Below are 19074 nucleotides of genomic sequence, written 5' to 3'. Positions count from 1 at the left end.
CGTGCGCCGAAAATGCGGGCGAATCGGTAAAACCGAAGCCCGGGCGCAATCTAGAATGCGCCTTATTGTACGCCGCCAAGCCAGTGTCCGGCAGGCAATTTTGCCAACTGGGCCCAGTTGCGCGTGTTAACGGTTCGGATACACTCGAAAAGCCTCGGGGGTAGGGGGAATCCCGCTTATGTTCAGAAAGTCCATCGGGCTGCTGGCCGGCATGCTGGTCACCGTGGCCGTCTACGCCGCCGGCGCCCAGCTGCGCGCCGACCACCCGGACACCTATACCGTGCGCCGCGGCGACACGCTGTGGGACATCTCCGCCAAGTTCCTCTCCAAGCCCTGGCTGTGGCCGGAAATCTGGCAGGCCAACCCGCAGGTGCGGAACCCGCACCTGATCTACCCGGGCGACGTGCTCAACCTGTCCTTCATCAACGGCCCGCGCCTGGGCCTGCAGCCGCGCGTGCGCACCGAGGGCGAGCCGGTGCCGGCGATCCCGCTGTCGGAGCTGCGCATGTTCCTCAAGGAGATGCGCGTGGTCGATTCCGGCCAGCTGCGCGACGCGCCCTACGTGGTCGGCTTCGAGGAGGCGCGCCTGCGCGGCGCGGTGGGCCAGAACGTCTACGTGCGCAGGCTCGACGCCCAGCCCGGCCAGCGCTGGGCGATCGTGCGCCCCACCCACGTGTTCCGCGGCTTCGGCAAGAACGACGCCGGCGACAGCGAGGAGATCGTCGGCCACATGCTCGACAGCGACGTGTCGACCGTGCGCACGCCCTGGTCGGAGGACTTCCGCAACGACGGCCACTACGGCCGCGGCAGGGACCTGGGCGTGGAGGTCAGCGTGATCGGCACCGCCGAGGTGCTGCGCGGCGGCGACCCGAGCACCCTGCTGCTGCTCGACTCCACCGAGGAGATCCGCAAGGGCGACCGCATCCTGCCGATCGACGACAAGCCCTACGACGCCTACTACTACCCGCACGCGCCCAAGGCGGTGCCCGGCAACGCGCGCGTGATCGCCTTCAGCGAGGACGTGCTGGACGCCGCCGGCCGCCGCCAGGTGGTGGCGCTGTCGATCGGCGCGAAGGACGGCGTGGAGAACGGCCAGACCTACTCGATCTGGCAGCCGGGCGAGACCATCGCCGACGACGTGGCCAGCAACAGCTGGAACCGCGGCACCGGCCACCGCGTCACCCTGCCCGACGAGTTCGTCGGCCACGTGATGGTGTTCCGCACCTTCGACCGGGTCAGCTACGGGCTGATCATGGACGGCCTCAAGCCGGTGCACGTCGGCGGCAAGCTGACCCTGCCGGAATAGCTCCGATCGGCATTCTCCGACAGCACGGCGCGGCCTTGGCCGCGCCGTTTTTCTTGCCCGCCGGCACGTAGACTGCGCCCGATGCACGCCGACGAGCGAACCCGCGCCTGGCTGGTCCTGCTGCGCACGCCCGGCCTCGGGCCGGGCGGCCTGCGCGCGCGGCTGGCCGACGCCGGCGGCGACGTGCTGGCCGCGCTGGCGCGCCTGCGCCGGCCCGGCGCCGGCCTGGACGAGCCGGCGCGCGCCTGGCTGGAGCGGCCGGACGAGGCGCGCCTGGCCGCCGACCTGGCCTGGCTGGCCGCGCCCGGCCACCGCCTGCTGCGCTGCGACGAGGCGGACTTCCCGCCGCAGCTGGACGCCCTCGCGCAGCCGCCGGCGGCGCTGTTCGTGGCCGGCGACGCGGCGCTGCTGCTGCGCCCGCAGGTGGCCGTGGTGGGCGCGCGCGGCGCCAGCCCGGCCGGCCTCGCGCACGCCAAGCGCTTCGCCCGCGCGCTGGCGCTGGCCGGCTACGTGGTCACCAGCGGCATGGCCGACGGCATCGACGGCGCCGCCCACGCGGCCGCGCTGGACGCCGGCGCGCCCACCGTGGCGGTGGTCGGCACCGGGCCGGACCGGGTGTATCCGCGCAAGCACCAGGAGCTGGCGCGGCGGATCGCGGCGCAGGGCGCGCTGGTCAGCGAATTCCCGCCCGGCACCGCCGCGCGCGCCGACCATTTCCCGCGCCGCAACCGCATCATCGCGGGGCTGAGCCTGGGCACGCTGGTGGTCGAGGCGGGCCTGCAGTCCGGCTCGCTGATCACCGCGCGGCTGGCCGGCGAGGAAGGCCGCGAGGTGTTCGCCCTGCCCGGCTCGATCGACAACCCGCTGGCGCGCGGCTGCCACCGGCTGATCCGCGACGGTGCCCGGCTGGTGGAGGAGCCGGCCGAGGTGTCCGAGGCGCTGGCCCCGGCCGCGCGGGCGCAGGGCGGCGTGCTGGCGGCGCGGCTGGCGGAGGAGGAGCCGTCGGCCGGGGCGGCCGCCCCCGCCACCTGGCGGGACGATCCCGACTACCGCGCCCTGCTCGACGCGCTGGGCCACGAGCCGGCCGGGCTGGACGAGCTGGCCGGCCGCACCGGCCTGTCCGCGCCGGCGCTGTCCTCGATGCTGCTGATGCTGGAGCTGGAGGGGGCCGTCGCCGGCCTGCCCGGCAACCGCTACCAGCGCCTGCCCGGCTGAAAAATCACGCAAGCCCTTGCCCCGCCGCGATTTCACTCGATCCAGCTTGACAGCCGTCGCAGGGGCATGGCTCAACTAGATATATGCGTCCGCCGCCCTGCCGGGAGGCGCCTTCCCAGGAATTTCCCCCGCATGGCCAAGAACCTGCTCATCGTCGAGTCGCCCGCCAAGGCCAAGACGATCAACAAATACCTCGGCAAGGACTTCCAGGTCCTGGCCTCCTACGGCCATGTGCGCGACCTGGTGCCGAAGGAGGGCGCGGTCGACCCCGAGCGCGGCTTCGCCATGAACTACGAGGTGATCGAGCGCAACGAGAAGCACGTCGACGCCATCGCCAAGGCGGCCAGGCAGGCCGACGACATCTACCTCGCCACCGACTTGGACCGCGAGGGCGAGGCGATCAGCTGGCACATCAGCGAGATCCTCAAGCAGCGCGGCCTCACCGACGGCAAGCAGCTGCACCGGGTGGTGTTCTCCGAGATCACGCCCAAGGCGATCAAGGCCGCCGTGGCCAACCCGCGCCAGCTCTCGCACGACCTGGTCGACGCCCAGCAGGCGCGCCGCGCGCTGGACTACCTGGTCGGCTTCAACCTCTCGCCGGTGCTGTGGCGCAAGGTGCAGCGCGGCCTGTCCGCCGGCCGCGTGCAGTCGCCGGCGCTGCGCATGATCGTCGAGCGCGAGGAGGAGATCGAGGCGTTCCGGGCGCGCGAGTACTGGACCGTCGAGGCCCGGCTGCGCCACCCGGAAGGCGACTTCGGCGCCAAGCTCACCAGGCTCCACGGCAAGAAGTTCGAGCAGTTCGACCTCACCAACGAGGCCGACGCGATGGCCGCGCGCGCGGCGCTGAAGGAGGCCGCGCACGGCCGCCTCACCGTCAGCGAGGTCGGCTCCAAGGAGCGCAAGCGCCGCCCGGCGCCGCCGTTCACCACCTCCACCCTGCAGCAGGAGGCCGCGCGCAAGCTCGGCTTCTCCACCAGCCGCACGATGAAGGTGGCGCAGGGCCTGTACGAGGGCGTGGCGCTGGGCAGCGAGGGCAACGTCGGCCTGATCACCTACATGCGCACCGACTCGGTGGCGCTGGCCGACGACGCGGTGGCCGAGCTGCGCCAGCTGATCGCGCGCGACTTCGGCGCCAAGGCGCTGCCGGACCACGCGCAGGTCTACAAGGCCAAGTCGAAGAACGCGCAGGAGGCGCACGAGGCGATCCGTCCCACCTCGGCGCTGCGCATGCCGCGCGAGGTGGCCGCCTTCCTCACCGACGAGCAGCGCAAGCTGTACGAGCTGATCTGGAAGCGCACCGTGGCCTGCCAGATGGTCCACGCCACGCTCAACACGGTGTCGGTGGACTTCGAGCTGCCGCACGCCGCGGGCGGCCCGGCCGCGTTCCGCGCCACCGGCACCACCGTGGTCGACCCGGGCTTCCTCGCCGTGTACGAGGAGGGCCGCGACCAGAAGAACGCCGAGGACGACGACGAGGGCCGCCGCCTGCCGAGGCTGGCGGTGGGCGAGCAGGTGGCGCTCTCCGACATCCTCGCCGAGCAGCACTTCACCGAGCCGCCGCCGCGCTACTCGGAGGCGAGCCTGGTCAAGGCGCTGGAGGAGTACGGCATCGGCCGCCCGTCCACCTACGCCAGCATCATCCAGGTGCTGCTCAACCGCGAGTACGTGTTCCTGGACAACCGCCGCTTCAAGCCCACCGACGTGGGCCGCGCGGTGAGCAAGTTCCTCACCCAGCACTTCACCCGCTACGTCGACTACGACTTCACCGCCAAGCTGGAGGACGAGCTGGACGCGGTCAGCCGCGGCGAGGAGGCCTGGGTGCCGCTGATGCAGCGCTTCTGGCAGCCGTTCAAGCGCCAGGTGGAGGAGAAGACCGAGACGGTGGACCGCAGCGAGGCCACCGGCGCGCGCGAGCTGGGCGTCGATCCCAAGAGCGGCAAGCCGGTGTCGGTGCGGCTGGGCCGCTACGGGCCGTACGCGCAGATCGGCGACAAGGACGCGGACGAGAAGCTGCAGTTCGCCTCGCTGCGCCCCGGCCAGAGCATGCACACCATCACGCTGGAGGAAGCGCTGGAGCTGTTCAGGCTGCCGCGCAAGCTCGGCGTCGCCGAGAACGGCGAGGAGGTGAGCGTGGGCATCGGCCGCTTCGGGCCGTTCGTCAAGCAGGGCTCGACCTACGCCTCGCTCAAGCCGGAGGACGACCCCTACACCATCGAGCTGCCGCGCGCGCTGCAGATCGTGCGCGAGAAGCTGGAGCTGATCGCCAACCGCGTGATCAAGGACTTCGGCAACGGCGTGCAGGTGCTCAACGGCCGCTACGGCCCGTACATCACCGACGGCGCGAAGAACGCGCGCATCCCCAAGGACGTCGAGCCGAAGGACCTCACCGAGGCGCAGTGCCTGGAGCTGCTCGCCGCCGCGCCGGCCAAGAAGGGCCGCTTCGCCGCGAAGAAGGCCGCAGCGGCGAAGGAGCCGGCGGCGAAGAAGGGCACGGCCAGAAAGGCCGCGGCGAAGAAGACCGCCGCCAAGAAGACCGCGGCGAAGAAGGCCACGGCCCGCAAGACGGCGGCGAAGCAGAGCGGCGCCGAGTGACGCGCCGCTACACCCTGGCCGAGCTGGACGCCGCCGCCGCGCTGCTGCGCGCGGGCGGCGTGCTGGCCTATCCCACCGAGGCGGTGTACGGGCTGGGCTGCGATCCGCACGACCGCGACGCCTTCGAGCGGATCTTCGCGCTCAAGCGGCGCCCGTCCACGCAGGGCGTGCTGCTGATCGCCGCCGGGTTCGCGCAGGTCGAGCGCTACGTCGACCTCGCCGCGCTGCCGGCCGAGGCGCTGGCGCGCGCGCAGGCCAGCTGGCCGGGCCCGCACACCTGGATCTTCCCGCGCTCGGCCGCGGTGCCGCCCTGGGTGGCCGGCGCGCACGAGGGCATCGCGCTGCGCGTCACCGCGCACGCGCCGGCCGCCGCGCTGTGCCGCGCCTTCGGCGGCGCGCTGGTATCCACCAGCGCCAACCCGCACGGCCAGCCGCCGGCGCGTTCCGCGCAGGCCGCGCTGGACTACTTCGGCGACGCGCTGGACGGCGTGCTCGACGCGCCGCTCGGCGGGCTGGCCAGCCCCACCACGATCCGCGATGCGCGCACCGGCGCTATCATCCGCGGCTGACCATCCGGGGCGCGCCGGCGGACGCCGCGGGCGAAGATGAACCGGCGCGGGATGGGCAACGGGGGCATTCACATGGGATTGCGACGCCCGGCGGCATAGCTGCCGGCATGGGCGCATTCGGGAGCGTTTCGGCGTGGCGATCGTCTACGACACCTACCAGCACGAGTCCGGCGAGCCGCTGCCGCTGCTGTGCATGGACGACCCGGCGCGCGTCCTGGCCTGGCGCGACGGCCGCGCGGTGAGCGCCGCCGCCTTCCTGGCGCAGGTGCAGGCGGTGGCCGCCGCGCTGCCGCCCGCACCGGCGGCGGTGAACCTGTGCGAGGACCGCTACGCCTTCCTGGTCGCCTTCTGCGCCATCGCGCTGCGCGGCCAGGCCAACCTGCTGCCGCCCTCGCGCGCGCCGCAGGCGGTGGAGGAGGCGATGGCGGCGCACCCGGGCAGCTACGCGCTGGGCGACCAGGCGCTGGACCCGGCGCCGCCGGGCTACCACCGCCTGCCGCCGCTGGACGGCGTCGCCGCCGGCAGCGACCTCGCGCTGCCGTTGCTGCCGGCCGGCCAGGTGGCGTCGATCGCCTACACCTCCGGCTCCACCGGCGCGCCGCGCCCGCATCCGAAGACCTGGCGTGGCCTGCACGCCGGCACCGCGGGCAACCGCGCGATGCTGGCGGCGGTCGCGGGCGAGTCGTTCACCGTGGTCGCCACGGTGCCGCCGCAGCACACCTTCGGGCTGGAGATGTCGGTGCTGCTGCCGCTGCTCGGCGGCGTGGCGGTGCACGCGGCGCGGCCGTTCTTCCCCGCCGACGTCGCGCGCGCGCTGGCCGAGGCGCCGGCGCCGCGCGTGCTGGTGACCACGCCGGTGCACCTGCGCGCGCTGGTCGACTCGGGCATCGGGCTGCCGCCGCTGGCGGCGATGCTGTCGGCCACCGCGCCGCTGCCGGCGGACCTGGCGCGGGCGGCGGAGCGCCGCTTCGGCGCGCCGCTGCTGGAGGTGTTCGGCTCCACCGAGACCTGCGCCTTCGCCCACCGCCGGCTCGTGGTGGACGAGGACTGGCGGCTCTATCCCGGCGTCGCGCTGCACCCGCAGCCCGACGGCACGCTGGTGCAGGCGCCGCAGCTGGAGGCGCCGGCCACGCTGGCCGACATCGTCAGCCTGCACGACGGCGGCCGCCGCTTCCGCCTGCGCGGGCGCCAGGCCGACCTGCTGGAGATCGCCGGCAAGCGCGCCTCGCTGGGCGACCTCACGCACCGCCTGCTGGCGGTCCCGGGCGTCATCGACGGCGTGGTGTTCCAGCTCGACGAGGCCGACCCGATCGGCGTGCGCCGCATCGCCGCGCTGGCGGTGGCGCCGGGCCTCGATGAGCACGCCATCCTCGACGCGCTGCGCCGCGCCATCGACCCGGTGTTCCTGCCGCGCCCGCTGCGGCTGGTCGACGCGCTGCCACGCAACGAGACCGGCAAGCTGCCGCGCGCGGCGCTGCTGGCTTTGCTGGCGCACCACGCCTGAAGGCCTGCCCCAGGGGCCTCGCCCATGCGCATCCTCTCCCCTCCGGGGAGAGGCATGAGGTGAGGGGCCGATCTTGCGGCATCGTTGGGCCGAAGCGCGCTTCGATCGCCGCCGGCGCAGGCCCCATCCCCTCACCCCGGCCCTCTCCCCGGCGGGGAGAGGGAGCAAGGCTGGAGCGTTGCGCATGAACCTCGCCCTGTTCGACTTCGACGGCACCCTCACCACGCGCGAGACCTTTCCCGATTTCCTCGCGTTCGCCGCGCCGCCGGCCCGCGTCGCGGCGGGCCGCATCGCGCTGGCGCCGCTCTACGTGGGCTACAAGGCCGGCCTGGTCTCGGGCTGCCGCATCCGCGCCGCGGCCATCGGTTTCGCCTTCCGCGGCGTGTCCGCGGCGCGGGTGGCCGCGGCGGGCGAGCGCTTCGCCGCGCAGGTGCTGCCCGGGCTGCTGCGCGCGGCGGCGATGGAGCGCCTCGCCTGGCACCGCGCGCGCGGCGATTGCGTGGCGGTGGTGTCCGGCGGGCTGGAGCTCTTCCTGGCGCCGTGGTGCCGGCGGCACGGGCTGGCGCTGATCGGCTCGCGGCTGGCCGTGCGCGAGGGTTACCTCACCGGCCGGTATCTGGGCGCGCAGTGCGTGGGCGAGGAGAAGGCGCGGCGCGTGCGCGAGGCCTTCGCGCTGGCCGGATTCCCGCGCGTCTACGCCTACGGCGACACCCACGAGGACCACGCGCTGCTGCGCCTCGCCCACGAACCCTGGTACCGCTGGCAACCCTGGCGGGAAGCGGCCGCGCCGGCGCCCGGCTGAAGCCGCGTCGCCGCGCCGGCGGCCAGCCTCTACAATGGCGCGCCGCGCCGGCCACGGCGCGATCCCCCGGCAGCGGAGCAGTCATGAAGGTCCTGGTCATCGGCAACGGCGGGCGCGAGCACGCGCTGGCGTGGAAGCTCAAGCAGTCGCCGCGCGTGGACGAGGTGATCGTCGCCCCCGGCAACGCCGGCACCGCGCGTGAGCGCGGCGTGCGCAACGCGGACGTCGCGGCGGCCGACGTCGACGGCCTGCTGCGGCTGGCCCGCGCCGAGAAGGTCGATCTCACCGTGGTCGGCCCCGAGGTGCCGCTGGTGGCCGGCGTGGTGGACAAGTTCCGCGCCGCGGGCCTGCGCATCTTCGGCCCGCGCGCGATCGCCGCGCAGCTGGAGGGCTCCAAGGCCTTCGCCAAGGACTTCCTGCTCCGCCACAACATCCCCACCGCGCGCTACGCGGTGTTCACCGAACTGAACCGCGCGCTGGCCTACGTGCGCGAGCACGGCGCGCCCATCGTCATCAAGGCCGACGGCCTGGCCGCGGGCAAGGGCGTGGTGGTGGCGCTGACCCTGGCCGACGCCGAGCAGGCGCTGCGCGACATGCTCGGCGCGCACGCCTTCGGCGACGCCTCCGCGCGGGTGGTGATCGAGGAATTCCTGGAAGGCGAGGAAGCCAGCTACATCGTGATGAGCGACGGCAGCCACGCGCTGCCGATGGCGTCCAGCCAGGACCACAAGCGCCGCGACGAGAACGACCTCGGCCCCAACACCGGCGGCATGGGCGCCTACTCGCCCGCGCCGGTGGTCACGCCGGCGGTGGAGAAGCGCATCCTGAAGGAGGTGATCGAGCCCACCCTGCGCGGCATGGCCGCCGAGGGTGCGCCGTTCATCGGCTTCCTCTACGCCGGGTTGATGATCGACAAGGACGGCGCGCCGAAGGTGATCGAGTTCAACGTGCGCTTCGGCGACCCGGAGACGCAGCCGATCATGCTGCGCCTGAAGTCCGACCTGGTCGAGCTGATCGAGGCCGCGCTGGACGGCGAGCTGCACCACACCCGCGCGCAGTGGGACGCGCGCCCGTCGATCGGCGTGGTGATGGCCGCCGCCGGCTATCCCGGCAAGGTGAGGAGCGGCGACCCGATCGAGGGGCTGGACGGCGCCTTCGGCCCCGACGTGAAGGTGTTCCATGCCGGCACGAAGCTCGACGCGCAGGGGCGCGCGGTCACCGCCGGCGGCCGCGTGCTCACGGTGTGCGCGCTGGGCAGGGACATCGCCGCGGCGCGCGAGCACGCCTACGCCGCGGTGGCGAAGCTCCGCTTCGACGGCGCGTTCTGCCGGCGCGACATCGCGCACCGGGCGCTGCGGCGGGGCTGAAGCGCACGGCCGCGCGCGGCGGCTACAGCGGCTCGCCGATGTACAGGGTGTGGCCCTGGTCGTCGCGCAGCACGATCTCGCGCGTGCCCCACGGCGTCTCGTGCACGTCTTCCACCAGGGCGACGCCTTTCGCCTTGAGCGCGGCGGCGAGCGCGGCCACGCCCTCGGCCTGGAAGTAGAGGTGGAAGTGCCCACCTTCCGCCACGAACGGGATGGAAGGGTCCGCCGCGTCGACCCGCTTGAGGTGGAACAGCCGGTTCCCGGCGCGGATGCCCGCGTAGAAGTCCTGGTAGTTGAACTCCACGGCGAAGCCCAGCTTCTGCGTGTAGAAGCCGATCGATGCGTCCATGTCCGTGGTGCGCAACTGCGGAACGATGCCGGTGATCGTCATGGGATGCTCCCCTCTCGGCCGCCCGTGTCGCGGACGTCGCCGGATGGTTGGCCGGTGGCGTGGGCGTGTCAATCAGGGCCGTTCCGCGGACGTTCGGAACCTCGTGGCCGCACCATGTATTGCCGGCGTCCGCGTCTTTGCCCGTCATCCCGGCCTGCGCCGGAATGACGGCTTGGGCGATGCCACGTTCAAGCATCGAGTTGCAGCGGCCATGCAGGACGTCACGGGCTTGCTCGTCCGTCTCCGCGTCCGGGCCATTCCCGACGGCGATCCGCAGCGCATGGCGTCCCTCGCGCCGCTTCGTCACCCGGCGCCGCCATGGCGAGCCCCCCGCGCTTTCACGCTACGCTAGCGCCCGTCGCCACCGTCCGGGAACCGCATGAGCCAATTCGCCCTGCTCGGCAGCCGCCGCTTCGCGCCGTTCTTCTGGACCCAGGCGCTGGGCGCGTTCAACGACAATGCGTTCCGCAACGCGATGGTGATGCTGGTGGCGTTCCAGATGGGGCTGGGCGAGCGCACGGTGGCGCTGTACACCAACCTCGCGCCGGCGCTGTTCATCCTGCCGTTCTTCCTGTTCTCCGCCACCGCCGGCCAGCTGGCGGAGAAGTACGAGAAGACGCGCATCATCCGCTGGGTGAAGCTGTTCGAGATCGGCGCGATGCTGCTCGCCGCGGTGGGCTTCCACACCCACCACACCGGGCTGCTGCTGGCGGTGCTGTTCATGATGGGCCTGCACTCGACCACCTTCGGGCCGATCAAGTACGCGATCCTGCCGCAGGCGCTCCGGCCGGAGGAGCTGGTCGGCGGCAACGGGCTGGTGGAGATGGGCACGCAGCTGGCGATGCTGGTCGGCATGATCGCCGGCAACTCGCTGATGCTGATCGCGGGCGCGGGGCCGCTGGCCGCCTCGGCGGCCACGATCGCGGTGGCGGTGGCCGGCTACCTGGCCAGCCGGCGCATCCCGCCCGCGCCGGCCACCGCGCCGGACCTCAGGTTCAACTGGAATCCGCTCGGCGAGACCGCGCGCGTGCTCGCCATCACCCGCGCCGACCGCGCGGTGTTCAACGCGGTGCTGGGCATCTCCTGGTTCTGGTTCTTCGGCACCGTGCTGGTGGCGCAGCTGCCGCTCTACACGCAGTACGCGCTGGGCGGCGACGGCTCGGTGAACACGCTGGTGCTGACCCTGTTCTCGATCGGCACCGGTGCCGGCGCGCTGCTGTGCGAGCGGCTGTCCGGGCGGCGCGTGGAGATCGGCCTGGTGCCGCTGGGCGCGTTCGGGCTGACCGCGTTCGGCGTGGACCTCTACCTGGCCCGGCACGGCGCGGCGGCGGCGCACGGGCTGGACTGGTTGGCGTTCCTGCGCGCGCCGGGCAGCTGGCGCGTGGCGCTGGACCTCACCCTGATCGGCGTGTTCGCCGGCTTCTACGTGGTGCCGCTGTTCGCCTTCGTGCAGGCGCGCGCGCCGCGCGAGAAGCTCTCGCGCATCATCGCCGGCAACAACATCCTCAACGCGCTGCTGATCGTGCTGGCGGCGGGCTTCGGCCTGGGGCTGGGCGCGCTGGGGCTCGACGCGCCGCGGATCTTCCTCGCCGCCGCGCTGCTCAACGTGGCGGTGGCGGCGTACATCTTCACCCTGGTGCCCGAGTTCATCATGCGCTTCATCACCTGGGTGCTGGTGAACACGCTGTACCGGGTGCGGGCGGACGGCCTCGGCCGCATCCCCGAGGAGGGGCCGGCGCTGCTGGTGTGCAACCACGTCAGCTTCATGGACCCGCTGCTGCTGATGGCCTGCGTGCGGCGCCCGGTGCGCTTCGTGATGTACTACAGGATCTTCAACATCCCGCTGCTGCGCTTCGTGTTCCGCACCGCCAAGGCGATCCCGATCGCCGGGCAGAAGGAGGACCCGGCGGTGCTGCAGCGGGCCTACGACGCGGTGGACGCGGCGCTGGCCGACGGCGAGCTGGTGTGCATCTTCCCCGAGGGCGGGCTGACCCGCGACGGCGCGGTCGCGCCGTTCCGGCCGGGCGTGCTGCGCATCCTGGAGCGCCGCCCGGTGCCGGTGGTGCCGATGGCGCTGCGCGGGCTGTGGGGCAGCATGTGGAGCCGGCGCGACGACATGCTGCGCCGCGCGCGCCTGCCGCGGCGCTTCCGCGCGCGGGTGGAGCTGGTGGCGGACCCGCCGGTGCCGCCCGCGCAGGTGCGGCTGGACGCGCTGGAGGCGCGCGTGCGCATGCTGCGCGGCGAGCTGGCCTGAAGGCCTGCTCGAGATCTTCCGGGAGAGAGCGTCAGGAAGGCCAGCGGGGCATGGCCTCGGCGAGCACGTTGGCGGTCTCGCGTCAGGCTGATCGCGGCCGGAGGCCGCTCCCGCAGGGGCCGCGCAGACCTTGTGGGAGCGGCCTCCGGCCGCGATGCCCCAACCATCGCCCCATTCCCGCCATGCTGCTGCGCTCTTGCCTGGCTCGTCCGCGGGCGGCTTCCGGCGGGGCACAGAGGAAATCGTGGGCAGGCCCCAAAGGCCTCCGCCTCAGGCGATCCAGCCGCCCAGCACCACCAGCGCCACCACGCTCAGCCAGGCCAGCAGCGCGCGCAGGAAGGCGCTGCGCATGCGCTTCAGTTCCAGCAGCGGGTCGGCGCGCTCCTCCGCGTAGCCGTCGCCGGCCTCGATCTCCACCGCGATGTCGGCGCAGGCCGCGGCGCCGAGGAAGCCGGGGCCGCGCGCGTACCAGTCGCCCGCGGCGGCGCCCTGGCGCCAGCGTCGCCAGGCGCCGGTCACCGCGTCCCAGTGGCCGACCAGCGCCAGGGTGAACACCAGCAGCTGCGCCGGCAGCCAGTCCAGCGCGTTGGCCAGGTAGCGCGCGGCCTGGCCACCGGCCGGGTCCAGCCGCAGGTCCTCCTCGCGGCCCAGCGTCTGCGCCAGCCGGTACAGCAGCGCGCCGGCCGGGCCGAGCAGGAAGAACCACAGCAGCACGCCGAAGCGCCGGCGCAGCGCGGCCAGCGCGATCGCCTCGCCCAGCGCGTGCGCGTTCCAGGCGACGCGGTCGCCCGCGTCGGGCGCCAGCCGCTGCGCCGCGGCCTCGCGGGCGACGCGGTCGGGCGCGGCGAGGATCGCCTCCAGATCCGCCTCGAACTCGCGCGGGCCGAGGCAGTACAGCAGCACCAGCACGGCGAACAGCAGCCGCGCGAGGTCGCCCAGCGGCGAGCGGCCGAGCAGCCATTCGAGCAGGACGCAGAGCAGCAGCGGCACGCCCACCGCCAGCACCACGCGCCCCCAGCCGCTGGTGTCGGCCAGCTGGCGCAGCCACGGGCCGAACAGCGGGTCGGCGCGCCGCTGCGCCAGCCGCGGCCAGACGTGCAGCAGGCCGAGGGCGACCAGGGCGGCGAGCAGAAGGATGGCCATGCAGGAATCTCCCGGGGGACGCCGCGCATTGTAGGAACCGGGTCGCCGCCGCGCGACCGCGGCGCGTTCAGCGCCCGGCGACGAGCGCGTCGAGCTCCAGCCCGGCGCGCTCGCGCAGCCAGTGCGCGATCAGCCGGTAGGACACCGACAGCCGCGAGGGCATCGCCAGGCTGCCGTCGGCGAGGCCGGCGGCGATGTCCGCGGGGGTGAACCAGCGCGCGTCCTCCAGCTCTCCGTCGCGCCGCCGAATCGCGCGCGAGCGCGCGGTGGCGGTGAAGCCGACCATCAGCGAGGCCGGCAGCGGCCAGGGCTGCGAGGAGTGGTAGCGCACCTCGTCGACCGGCACGCCGGATTCCTCCGCCACCTCGCGGCGCACGGCGTCCTCCAGCGACTCGCCCGGCTCGACGAAGCCGGCCAGGGTGGAATAGCGCCCCGGCGGCCAGCCGGCCTGGCGGCCGAGCAGGCAGGCGCCCTCGTGCTCGACGATCACGATGACCGCCGCGTCGGTGCGCGGGAAGTGCAGGCGGCCGCAGGCCGGGTTGGTGCACTGCGCGCGGTGGCCGCTGGCGACCAGCCTGAGCGGCGCGCCGCAGGCGGCGCAGTAGCGCGTCTCGCGCTGCCAGTGCGCCAGGCCCTTGGCGTAGGCGAACAGCCCGGCCTCGTCGGCGGACAGGCGCAGGCCGGCCTCGCGCAGGTTCGCGCGGCGCGCCGCCAGCCGCGTGTCCAGCTCGTCCAGCGCGTCGGCAGCGTCCAGGGCCAGCAGGAAGTGCGCTCGCCCGCCGGCCAGGCCGAGCAGGCTGGCCACGGGCTGCGCCGGCAGCAGCGCGCGCCGCTCGGCGTCGCTCAGCCAGCGCAGGGCCTCGCCGGCCTCGTGCAGCCAGGTCTCGCCGGCCGGGTCGAGCAGCAGGTAGCGCGCCTCGGCCGAGGCGGCCAGCGCGTCCACCCAGTCGGCTTCGTCGCGGCGTTCGGCCACGCGGTCCAGCACCAGGCTGAGGCCGGCGAAGACGTTGAGGCTGGCACTGCTCATCGGCCGGCGGCGGGTCTGCTCAGGTGGAGAACGAGGAGCCGCAGCCGCAGGTGGTCCTGGCGTTGGGATTGCGGATCACGAACTGCGCGCCGGAGAGGTTCTCGGCGTAGTCGATCTCGGCGCCGGCGAGGTACTGCAGCGAGAGCGGGTCGACCAGCAGGGTGACGCCCTCGCGGCTCAGCGCCAGGTCGTCCTCGGCCTGCGCCTCGTCGAAGGTGAAGCCGTACTGGAAACCCGAGCAGCCGCCGCCGGTGATGTACACGCGCAGCTTGAGGTCGGGGTTGCCCTCCTCCTGGATCAGCTCGTGCACCTTGCGGGCGGCCGCCTCGGTGAACACCAGCGGCGCGCCGGCGGAACGGTAGTCGGGGACGGGGACGATGGTTTCCATGACGGCGGATATGCGGCTGCGGCGAGGCCGCCACAAGGATAGCGCGTTCAGGCCGGCACGGCCTCGTCCAGCGCCGGCGCCGGCAGCTCGCGGGTGGCGGTCTCCGCCGGCTGGTGGCTCATGCGGCCGTTGACCTGGGCGCCGGCGGCCATTTCCAGCGTGCGGTAGTACACGTCGCCGTGCACGCGCGCCTGCGTCGCCAGCTCCAGCTTCTCGCCGGCGTGGATGTCGCCGTGCACGCTGCCGTTGATGACCGCGTGCGGTACGCGGATCTCGCCCTGCACGTGGCCGCGCTCGCTCACCGTCAGCACCGCGTGCTCGTCCTGCGCCAGCACGGCGCCCTCGATGCGGCCGTCCAGGTGCAGCATGCCGCTGAAGCGCAGGTCGCCCACGATCACGGTGCCGTGGGCGATCAGGCTGGTCTCGTGGCTGTCGGGTCGGCGCTCCTGGCGCTTGCGGTTGAGCATGTCAGATCCCCTGGCTGGTCGTGGTGGTGAGGTTGCCGCCCAGCGCCTCGTTCCAGGCGACCACGCGGTCGGCCGTCTCGGCGCCGTCGGCCTGCGCGTGGATGCGCAGGCGGGTGGGGCGGAAGTCCGGCGGCAGCACGATGGTGGCGTGCAGCTGCTGGAAGTACTTGAAGCGGAACGGCACGCCGTCCTTCTGCGCGAGGTCGCCGAGGGTGGGCCAGTCCAGCTGCACCACCTTGTCGCCGCGCAGGCCCTCCACGCTGAGCGTGAGCAGGCCGGCGACCTCCTCGCCGCGGCGCGCGTTCTGGGTCAGGCTCGCGGTGAGGTTCCAGCCGGTCGAGCCGGCCACCGGCTGCAGGTGCACCTCCTGCACCTTGAGGCCCTGGCGTTGCGCGTCGCCGCCGACCAGCCGGGCGTAGAAGCCGAGGTCGGTGCGCAGGCCGTTGATCTCCTCCTCGCGCTCGGCCAGCGTGCCGCGCAGGGCCTTGGTGGCGATCTCGTTGACCTGCTGCGAGCGCTGCAGGTTGGCCAGCTGCTGCTTCAGGTCCTCGTTCTCGGCGGCCAGCCGCGCGAGGGCGCGGCGGTCGCCGCCGGCCGGCGCGGCATCGCGCCAGCCGGCCGCGGCGGTGAGCGCGACGGTCAGCGCCAGGCTGCCCAGCCAGGCGGCGCCCAGCCACCATCGGCGCCGGCGCCGGGAGGCTTCGTCGTCGTGCGTGCGCACGACGTAACGCGGCGGCGGGCGTGAGGCCATGCGGAAGCTGTCCGGGAAAAGCGCCGGTATAGCCCCGGGCCGCGCGCAGCGTCAAGGAACGGCGGCACGCTTTCGGGCGCCGCCCGGTGCGCCTCAGTCGCCCAGCTTGCTCTGCAGGTAGCGCTCGGCGCCGATGTCCTTGACCACGCCGAACTGGGTCTCCAGCCAGTCGATGTGCTCTTCCTCGTCGTGCAGGATGGCCTTGAACAGGTCGCGGCTGACGTAGTCGGCGATGCCCTCGCTGTGCGCGATGGCGGCGCGCAGGTCCACTGCGGCGGCCATCTCCAGGTCGAGGTCGCCCTGCAGGCATTCGAGCGGGTTCTCGCCGATGCGCAGCTTGCCCAGGTACTGCAGGTTGGGCAGGCCGTCGAGGAACAGGATGCGCTCGATCAGGCGATCGGCGTGCTTCATCTCGTCGATCGATTCCTTGTACTCGTGCTCGGCCAGCTCCCGGTAGCCCCAGTCCTTGAACATGCGGTAGTGCAGGAAATACTGGCTGATCGCGGTCAGCTCGTTGTAGAGCACCTTGTTGAGGTACTCGATGACCTTGGCGTCGCCTTTCATGGCTTGTCTCCGGCGGATCGGGGATGGGTCGCCGGAACTATACGAATCCGCCCGCCGCGATGACGGAACGAGAACGATTGAGGATTGTGCGCGGCGTGGGGGGAATCAGGCCGGGACGGCCGGCAGCGGCAGCAGCGCGGTCTGCCCGACCGCGCGGTCGAAGCAGGCGCGGGCTTCCGATTCGCAGGTGCCGCAGCAGTCCGAGCAGCCGGTGCGGCCCTGCAGCTCCGCGAACGAGCGCGTGCCGTCGGCGACCGCGCGGCGGATGTCGTGATCGGTGACGGCGTTGCACAGGCAGATGTACATGCGGCGCATTGGAATGCAAATGCGAATGATTGTCAACCGTCCGGCCGGGGCTCAGGCGGCCGCGCAGTCGCCGCCGCCGTCGCGCGCCGGCTCCGGCGGCAGGTTGCCCAGCTGCACGCTGAGCAGCGATTCCACCACCGGCGCGAAATGGCGCAGCGCGCGCTCGTACACGCCGCGCTTGAAGCTCACCACGTGGCGCGCCGGGTACCAGAAGTCCACCCAGCGCCAGAGGTCGAACTCGGGCTTCTCGCCGGCGTCCAGCCGCAGCGCCTGCTCGCCGCCGACCAGCCGCAGCAGGAACCAGACCTGCTTCTGGCCGATGCAGGTCGGCCGCTGGTGGCGGCGCACGTAGCGGCTCGGCAGCCGGTAGCGCAGCCAGCCGCGGGTGCTGGCCAGCACCTCCACGTGCTGCGGCGCGAGGCCGGTTTCCTCCTGCAGCTCGCGGTACATCGCCTCCAGCGGCGTCTCGTCGCTGCGCATGCCGCCCTGCGGGAACTGCCAGCCGTCGCGGCTGACGCGGCGCGCCCAGAACAGGCGGCCGTCCCCGTTCAACAGGACGATGCCCACATTGGGACGGTAGCCGTCGACGTCGATCATGTAGCCTCCAGGAGCGGCGGCGCGCGACCCTTGCGGCGCGCATCGCCACCCGCGCCGATTCAAGCACAGCCGCCGAAGCAGCGACAAGCGAGGGCTTGATCGTGGTCGTCCGCGCGACTAAACTGCCGCGCCCCGCCGGGATCGGTCGATTCGCACGGCGACATCGCTTGGCTATGTAGCTCAGCCGGTTAGAGCACAGCACTCATAATGCTGGGGTCGGTGGTTCGAGTCCACCCATAGCCACCATGCCTTGATTTTCCCGGAAGACTGCTGCGCGGCGGGCGTATCGTCCCGCGCCGCGCCAGGTGTTCCGAGGCCATGCACATCTTCAAGGTGTTCCAGATCGAAGCTGCCCACCGCCTGCCGAACGTGCCGGCGGGACACAAGTGCGCGCGCCTGCATGGGCATTCCTTCCGCATCGAGGTGCACGTCGAGGGCGAACCCGATCCGGCCCTGGGCTGGGTGATGGACTTCGCCGACGTCAAGGCGGCCTTCGCGCCGCTGTTCGAACGGCTGGACCACCACTACCTCAACGACGTCGAGGGCCTGGAGAACCCGACCAGCGAGAACCTGGCGCGCTGGATCTTCAGCCGCCTGGAGCCGGCGCTGCCGGGGCTGGACAAGGTGGTCGTGCACGAGACCTGCACCGCCGGCGCCAGCTGCAGCCGAGCCAGCCTTTGACGCGGTGCGGCAACACGAGGTCGTTATGTAACACAATGTAAATAAATAACTTCTATGGATGAAACGGGGCGGTAAGAAAAAATATATTGCATTGCACAAAAAGCCTTGCTAGGCTTGATCCCACTTCCCAACCTCATCGCGAGGGGTCAAGCATCATGACGCAGCAACTCAACAGCCAGGTGTTCGCCTACGCACGCCAGTTCGCCGACGGCGCCTTCAAGGCGCAGTCGATCGCCCTGCAGGGCCTGGAGCAGATCGCCGGCCTGCAGCTGGGCGTGCTGGAGAAGCAGTCCGCCGCCGCCAACGATTTCTTCGCCGTCGCCGCCGAGGCGCGCACCGCCGATGGCCTGCGCGGGCTGTGGGAAAAGGGCTTCGCCCTGAACCGCGACAGCGCCGAGCGCGCGGTGACGGTGGCGCGCGAGATCCTCGCCGTCACGCAGAAGACCGCCGAGTCCCTCGGCGAGCTGGCCAAGGAGCAGCAGCAGGTGGTCAAGGAAGCCGTGACCGCGCCGGTGGTCGAGGCCAAGAAGGCCGCCGCCAAGTAACACGTTTCATCCGGCGCCGCCCGCCTCCCTCCCCCTCTTGCGACGCCGCCGGGCCGGTCCATGTGACCGGCCCTTTTCTTTGCGCGCGGAGCATGAACGGCGGGCCGCGCCGGACAAGATGTCGCAGCCGCGCGGCTTGTCGCTGCAAACGGCCCGCTGATATACTTTTTTAGATTGGATCGTGGCCCGTAGCAGCAAGGGTGACGCCTCGAGCGAAGCCGCGCGGGAACCTCACGTGCTCAACAGTCTTGCCTCCGGTCGACGTCTGGCGCTGCGCATGGTGATGCTGCAGCTCGCCACGGCGGCCGTCATCGGTCTCGCTTTCCTGGCGCAAGGGCGCCGCGAGGCGGTGGCAGCGGCGGCAGGCGCCGCCCTGGCGGCGCTGGGCACCGCGCTGCTGTCGGCGCGGGCCTTCGCCGGCGTGAGCGGGGCGGGGCTGGCGCTGGGGCGGCTGCTGGCGGGCATGGTTCTGCGCTGGATCGTACTGGTCGGGGGGCTGGTGCTGATCCTGGGTCAATTCAAGCTGCCGCCACTGGCCGCCATCGCGGGGCTGGTGGCCGGCTACGCGACAAATCTGCTGGCATTCAGATTCAAGGGTTGAGACA

At 72.5% G+C, this 19074-nt stretch carries 20 protein-coding genes and 1 tRNA gene; 12 read left to right on the top strand and 9 right to left on the bottom strand.

The features are described from left to right. Nucleotides 1-178 precede the first annotated feature (178 nt). The 7 genes from C7456_RS02790 (at nt 179) to purD (ending at nt 9355) form a co-directional block, all read left to right on the top strand. The gene (locus tag C7456_RS02790) at nt 179-1306 is read left to right on the top strand and encodes a LysM peptidoglycan-binding domain-containing protein (RefSeq protein WP_109722244.1); all 1128 of its coding nucleotides are present in this window, start codon (nt 179-181) and stop codon (nt 1304-1306) included. A gap of 81 nt (nt 1307-1387) precedes the next feature. Beyond that, nucleotides 1388-2521 carry a DNA-processing protein DprA gene (dprA, locus tag C7456_RS02785; RefSeq protein WP_109722243.1) on the top strand — a complete coding sequence of 378 codons (1134 nt, stop codon included), beginning with the start codon at nt 1388-1390 and terminating at the stop codon, nt 2519-2521. Nucleotides 2522-2653: 132 nt separating this feature from the next. Further along, nucleotides 2654-5113, top strand: coding sequence for a DNA topoisomerase I (locus tag C7456_RS02780; protein ID WP_109722242.1), 2460 nt, complete (start codon nt 2654-2656; stop codon nt 5111-5113). Next, nucleotides 5110-5682, top strand: a complete 573-nt coding sequence (gene tsaC / locus C7456_RS02775) for an L-threonylcarbamoyladenylate synthase type 1 TsaC (RefSeq protein WP_109722241.1) — start codon at nt 5110-5112, stop codon at nt 5680-5682. The genes C7456_RS02780 and tsaC overlap by 4 nt, the downstream gene beginning before the upstream one ends. A gap of 133 nt (nt 5683-5815) precedes the next feature. After that, nucleotides 5816-7186 carry an AMP-binding protein gene (locus C7456_RS02770; RefSeq protein WP_109722240.1) on the top strand — a complete coding sequence of 457 codons (1371 nt, stop codon included), beginning with the start codon at nt 5816-5818 and terminating at the stop codon, nt 7184-7186. A 184-nt stretch (nt 7187-7370) separates the two neighbouring features. Next, nucleotides 7371-7988 (top strand): HAD family hydrolase, encoded by a 618-nt coding sequence (locus C7456_RS02765; protein WP_109722239.1) that lies wholly within the window; start codon nt 7371-7373, stop codon nt 7986-7988. Nucleotides 7989-8071: 83 nt separating this feature from the next. Next, nucleotides 8072-9355, top strand: coding sequence for a phosphoribosylamine--glycine ligase (purD, locus tag C7456_RS02760; protein ID WP_109722238.1), 1284 nt, complete (start codon nt 8072-8074; stop codon nt 9353-9355). Nucleotides 9356-9377: 22 nt separating this feature from the next. Here the strand turns inward: purD and C7456_RS02755 are convergent, their stop codons facing one another. Then, on the bottom strand, nt 9378-9746 hold the full coding sequence (locus C7456_RS02755; protein ID WP_109722237.1) for a VOC family protein: 369 nt from the start codon (nt 9744-9746) through the stop codon (nt 9378-9380). A 379-nt stretch (nt 9747-10125) separates the two neighbouring features. Between C7456_RS02755 and C7456_RS02750 the strand changes: the two genes are divergently transcribed. Beyond that, nucleotides 10126-12000, top strand: a complete 1875-nt coding sequence (locus C7456_RS02750; protein WP_109722236.1) for an MFS transporter — start codon at nt 10126-10128, stop codon at nt 11998-12000. Nucleotides 12001-12270: 270 nt separating this feature from the next. On the opposite strand, the gene C7456_RS02745 is transcribed toward C7456_RS02750, so the two are convergent. From C7456_RS02745 to C7456_RS02710, 8 genes are all read right to left on the bottom strand, one after another. Next, entirely contained in the window at nt 12271-13143 is an 873-nt protein-coding gene (locus C7456_RS02745; protein WP_109722235.1) for a beta-lactamase induction protein, read from the bottom strand. Between the two features lie 67 nt (nt 13144-13210). Continuing rightward, a complete protein-coding gene (gene nudC, locus C7456_RS02740) occupies nt 13211-14170 on the bottom strand; it encodes an NAD(+) diphosphatase (RefSeq protein WP_109722234.1) in 960 nt (319 codons plus the stop codon). Nucleotides 14171-14189: 19 nt separating this feature from the next. Continuing rightward, on the bottom strand, nt 14190-14558 hold the full coding sequence (gene erpA / locus C7456_RS02735) for an iron-sulfur cluster insertion protein ErpA (RefSeq protein ID WP_109722233.1): 369 nt from the start codon (nt 14556-14558) through the stop codon (nt 14190-14192). Nucleotides 14559-14605: 47 nt separating this feature from the next. Then, nucleotides 14606-15025, bottom strand: a complete 420-nt coding sequence (locus tag C7456_RS02730) for a bactofilin family protein (protein ID WP_109722232.1) — start codon at nt 15023-15025, stop codon at nt 14606-14608. Nucleotide 15026: 1 nt separating this feature from the next. Beyond that, nucleotides 15027-15776, bottom strand: coding sequence for a DUF6776 family protein (locus C7456_RS02725; protein WP_109722231.1), 750 nt, complete (start codon nt 15774-15776; stop codon nt 15027-15029). Nucleotides 15777-15869: 93 nt separating this feature from the next. Then, nucleotides 15870-16340, bottom strand: a complete 471-nt coding sequence (bfr, locus tag C7456_RS02720) for a bacterioferritin (protein ID WP_109722230.1) — start codon at nt 16338-16340, stop codon at nt 15870-15872. A 105-nt stretch (nt 16341-16445) separates the two neighbouring features. Next, the gene (locus tag C7456_RS02715; RefSeq protein ID WP_109722229.1) at nt 16446-16655 is read right to left on the bottom strand and encodes a (2Fe-2S)-binding protein; all 210 of its coding nucleotides are present in this window, start codon (nt 16653-16655) and stop codon (nt 16446-16448) included. A 42-nt stretch (nt 16656-16697) separates the two neighbouring features. After that, a complete protein-coding gene (locus C7456_RS02710) occupies nt 16698-17243 on the bottom strand; it encodes an RNA pyrophosphohydrolase (RefSeq protein ID WP_109722228.1) in 546 nt (181 codons plus the stop codon). 169 nt (nt 17244-17412) lie between these two features. Between C7456_RS02710 and C7456_RS02705 the strand changes: the two genes are divergently transcribed. The 4 genes from C7456_RS02705 (at nt 17413) to C7456_RS02690 (ending at nt 19070) form a co-directional block, all read left to right on the top strand. Further along, nucleotides 17413-17489: transfer RNA gene (locus C7456_RS02705), tRNA-Met, on the top strand. A gap of 72 nt (nt 17490-17561) precedes the next feature. Then, nucleotides 17562-17924 (top strand): 6-carboxytetrahydropterin synthase QueD, encoded by a 363-nt coding sequence (gene queD / locus C7456_RS02700; RefSeq protein WP_109722227.1) that lies wholly within the window; start codon nt 17562-17564, stop codon nt 17922-17924. 155 nt (nt 17925-18079) lie between these two features. Next, nucleotides 18080-18469, top strand: coding sequence for a phasin family protein (locus C7456_RS02695; RefSeq protein ID WP_109722226.1), 390 nt, complete (start codon nt 18080-18082; stop codon nt 18467-18469). Between the two features lie 235 nt (nt 18470-18704). Then, on the top strand, nt 18705-19070 hold the full coding sequence (locus C7456_RS02690; protein ID WP_245889750.1) for a hypothetical protein: 366 nt from the start codon (nt 18705-18707) through the stop codon (nt 19068-19070). Nucleotides 19071-19074: the final 4 nt, after the last annotated feature.

It is taken from the genome of Fulvimonas soli (assembly GCF_003148905.1).
Lineage (GTDB): Bacteria > Pseudomonadota > Gammaproteobacteria > Xanthomonadales > Rhodanobacteraceae > Fulvimonas > Fulvimonas soli.
Note: the sequence above shows the minus strand (reverse complement) of the source record. Positions and strands in the feature narration are given on the sequence as shown.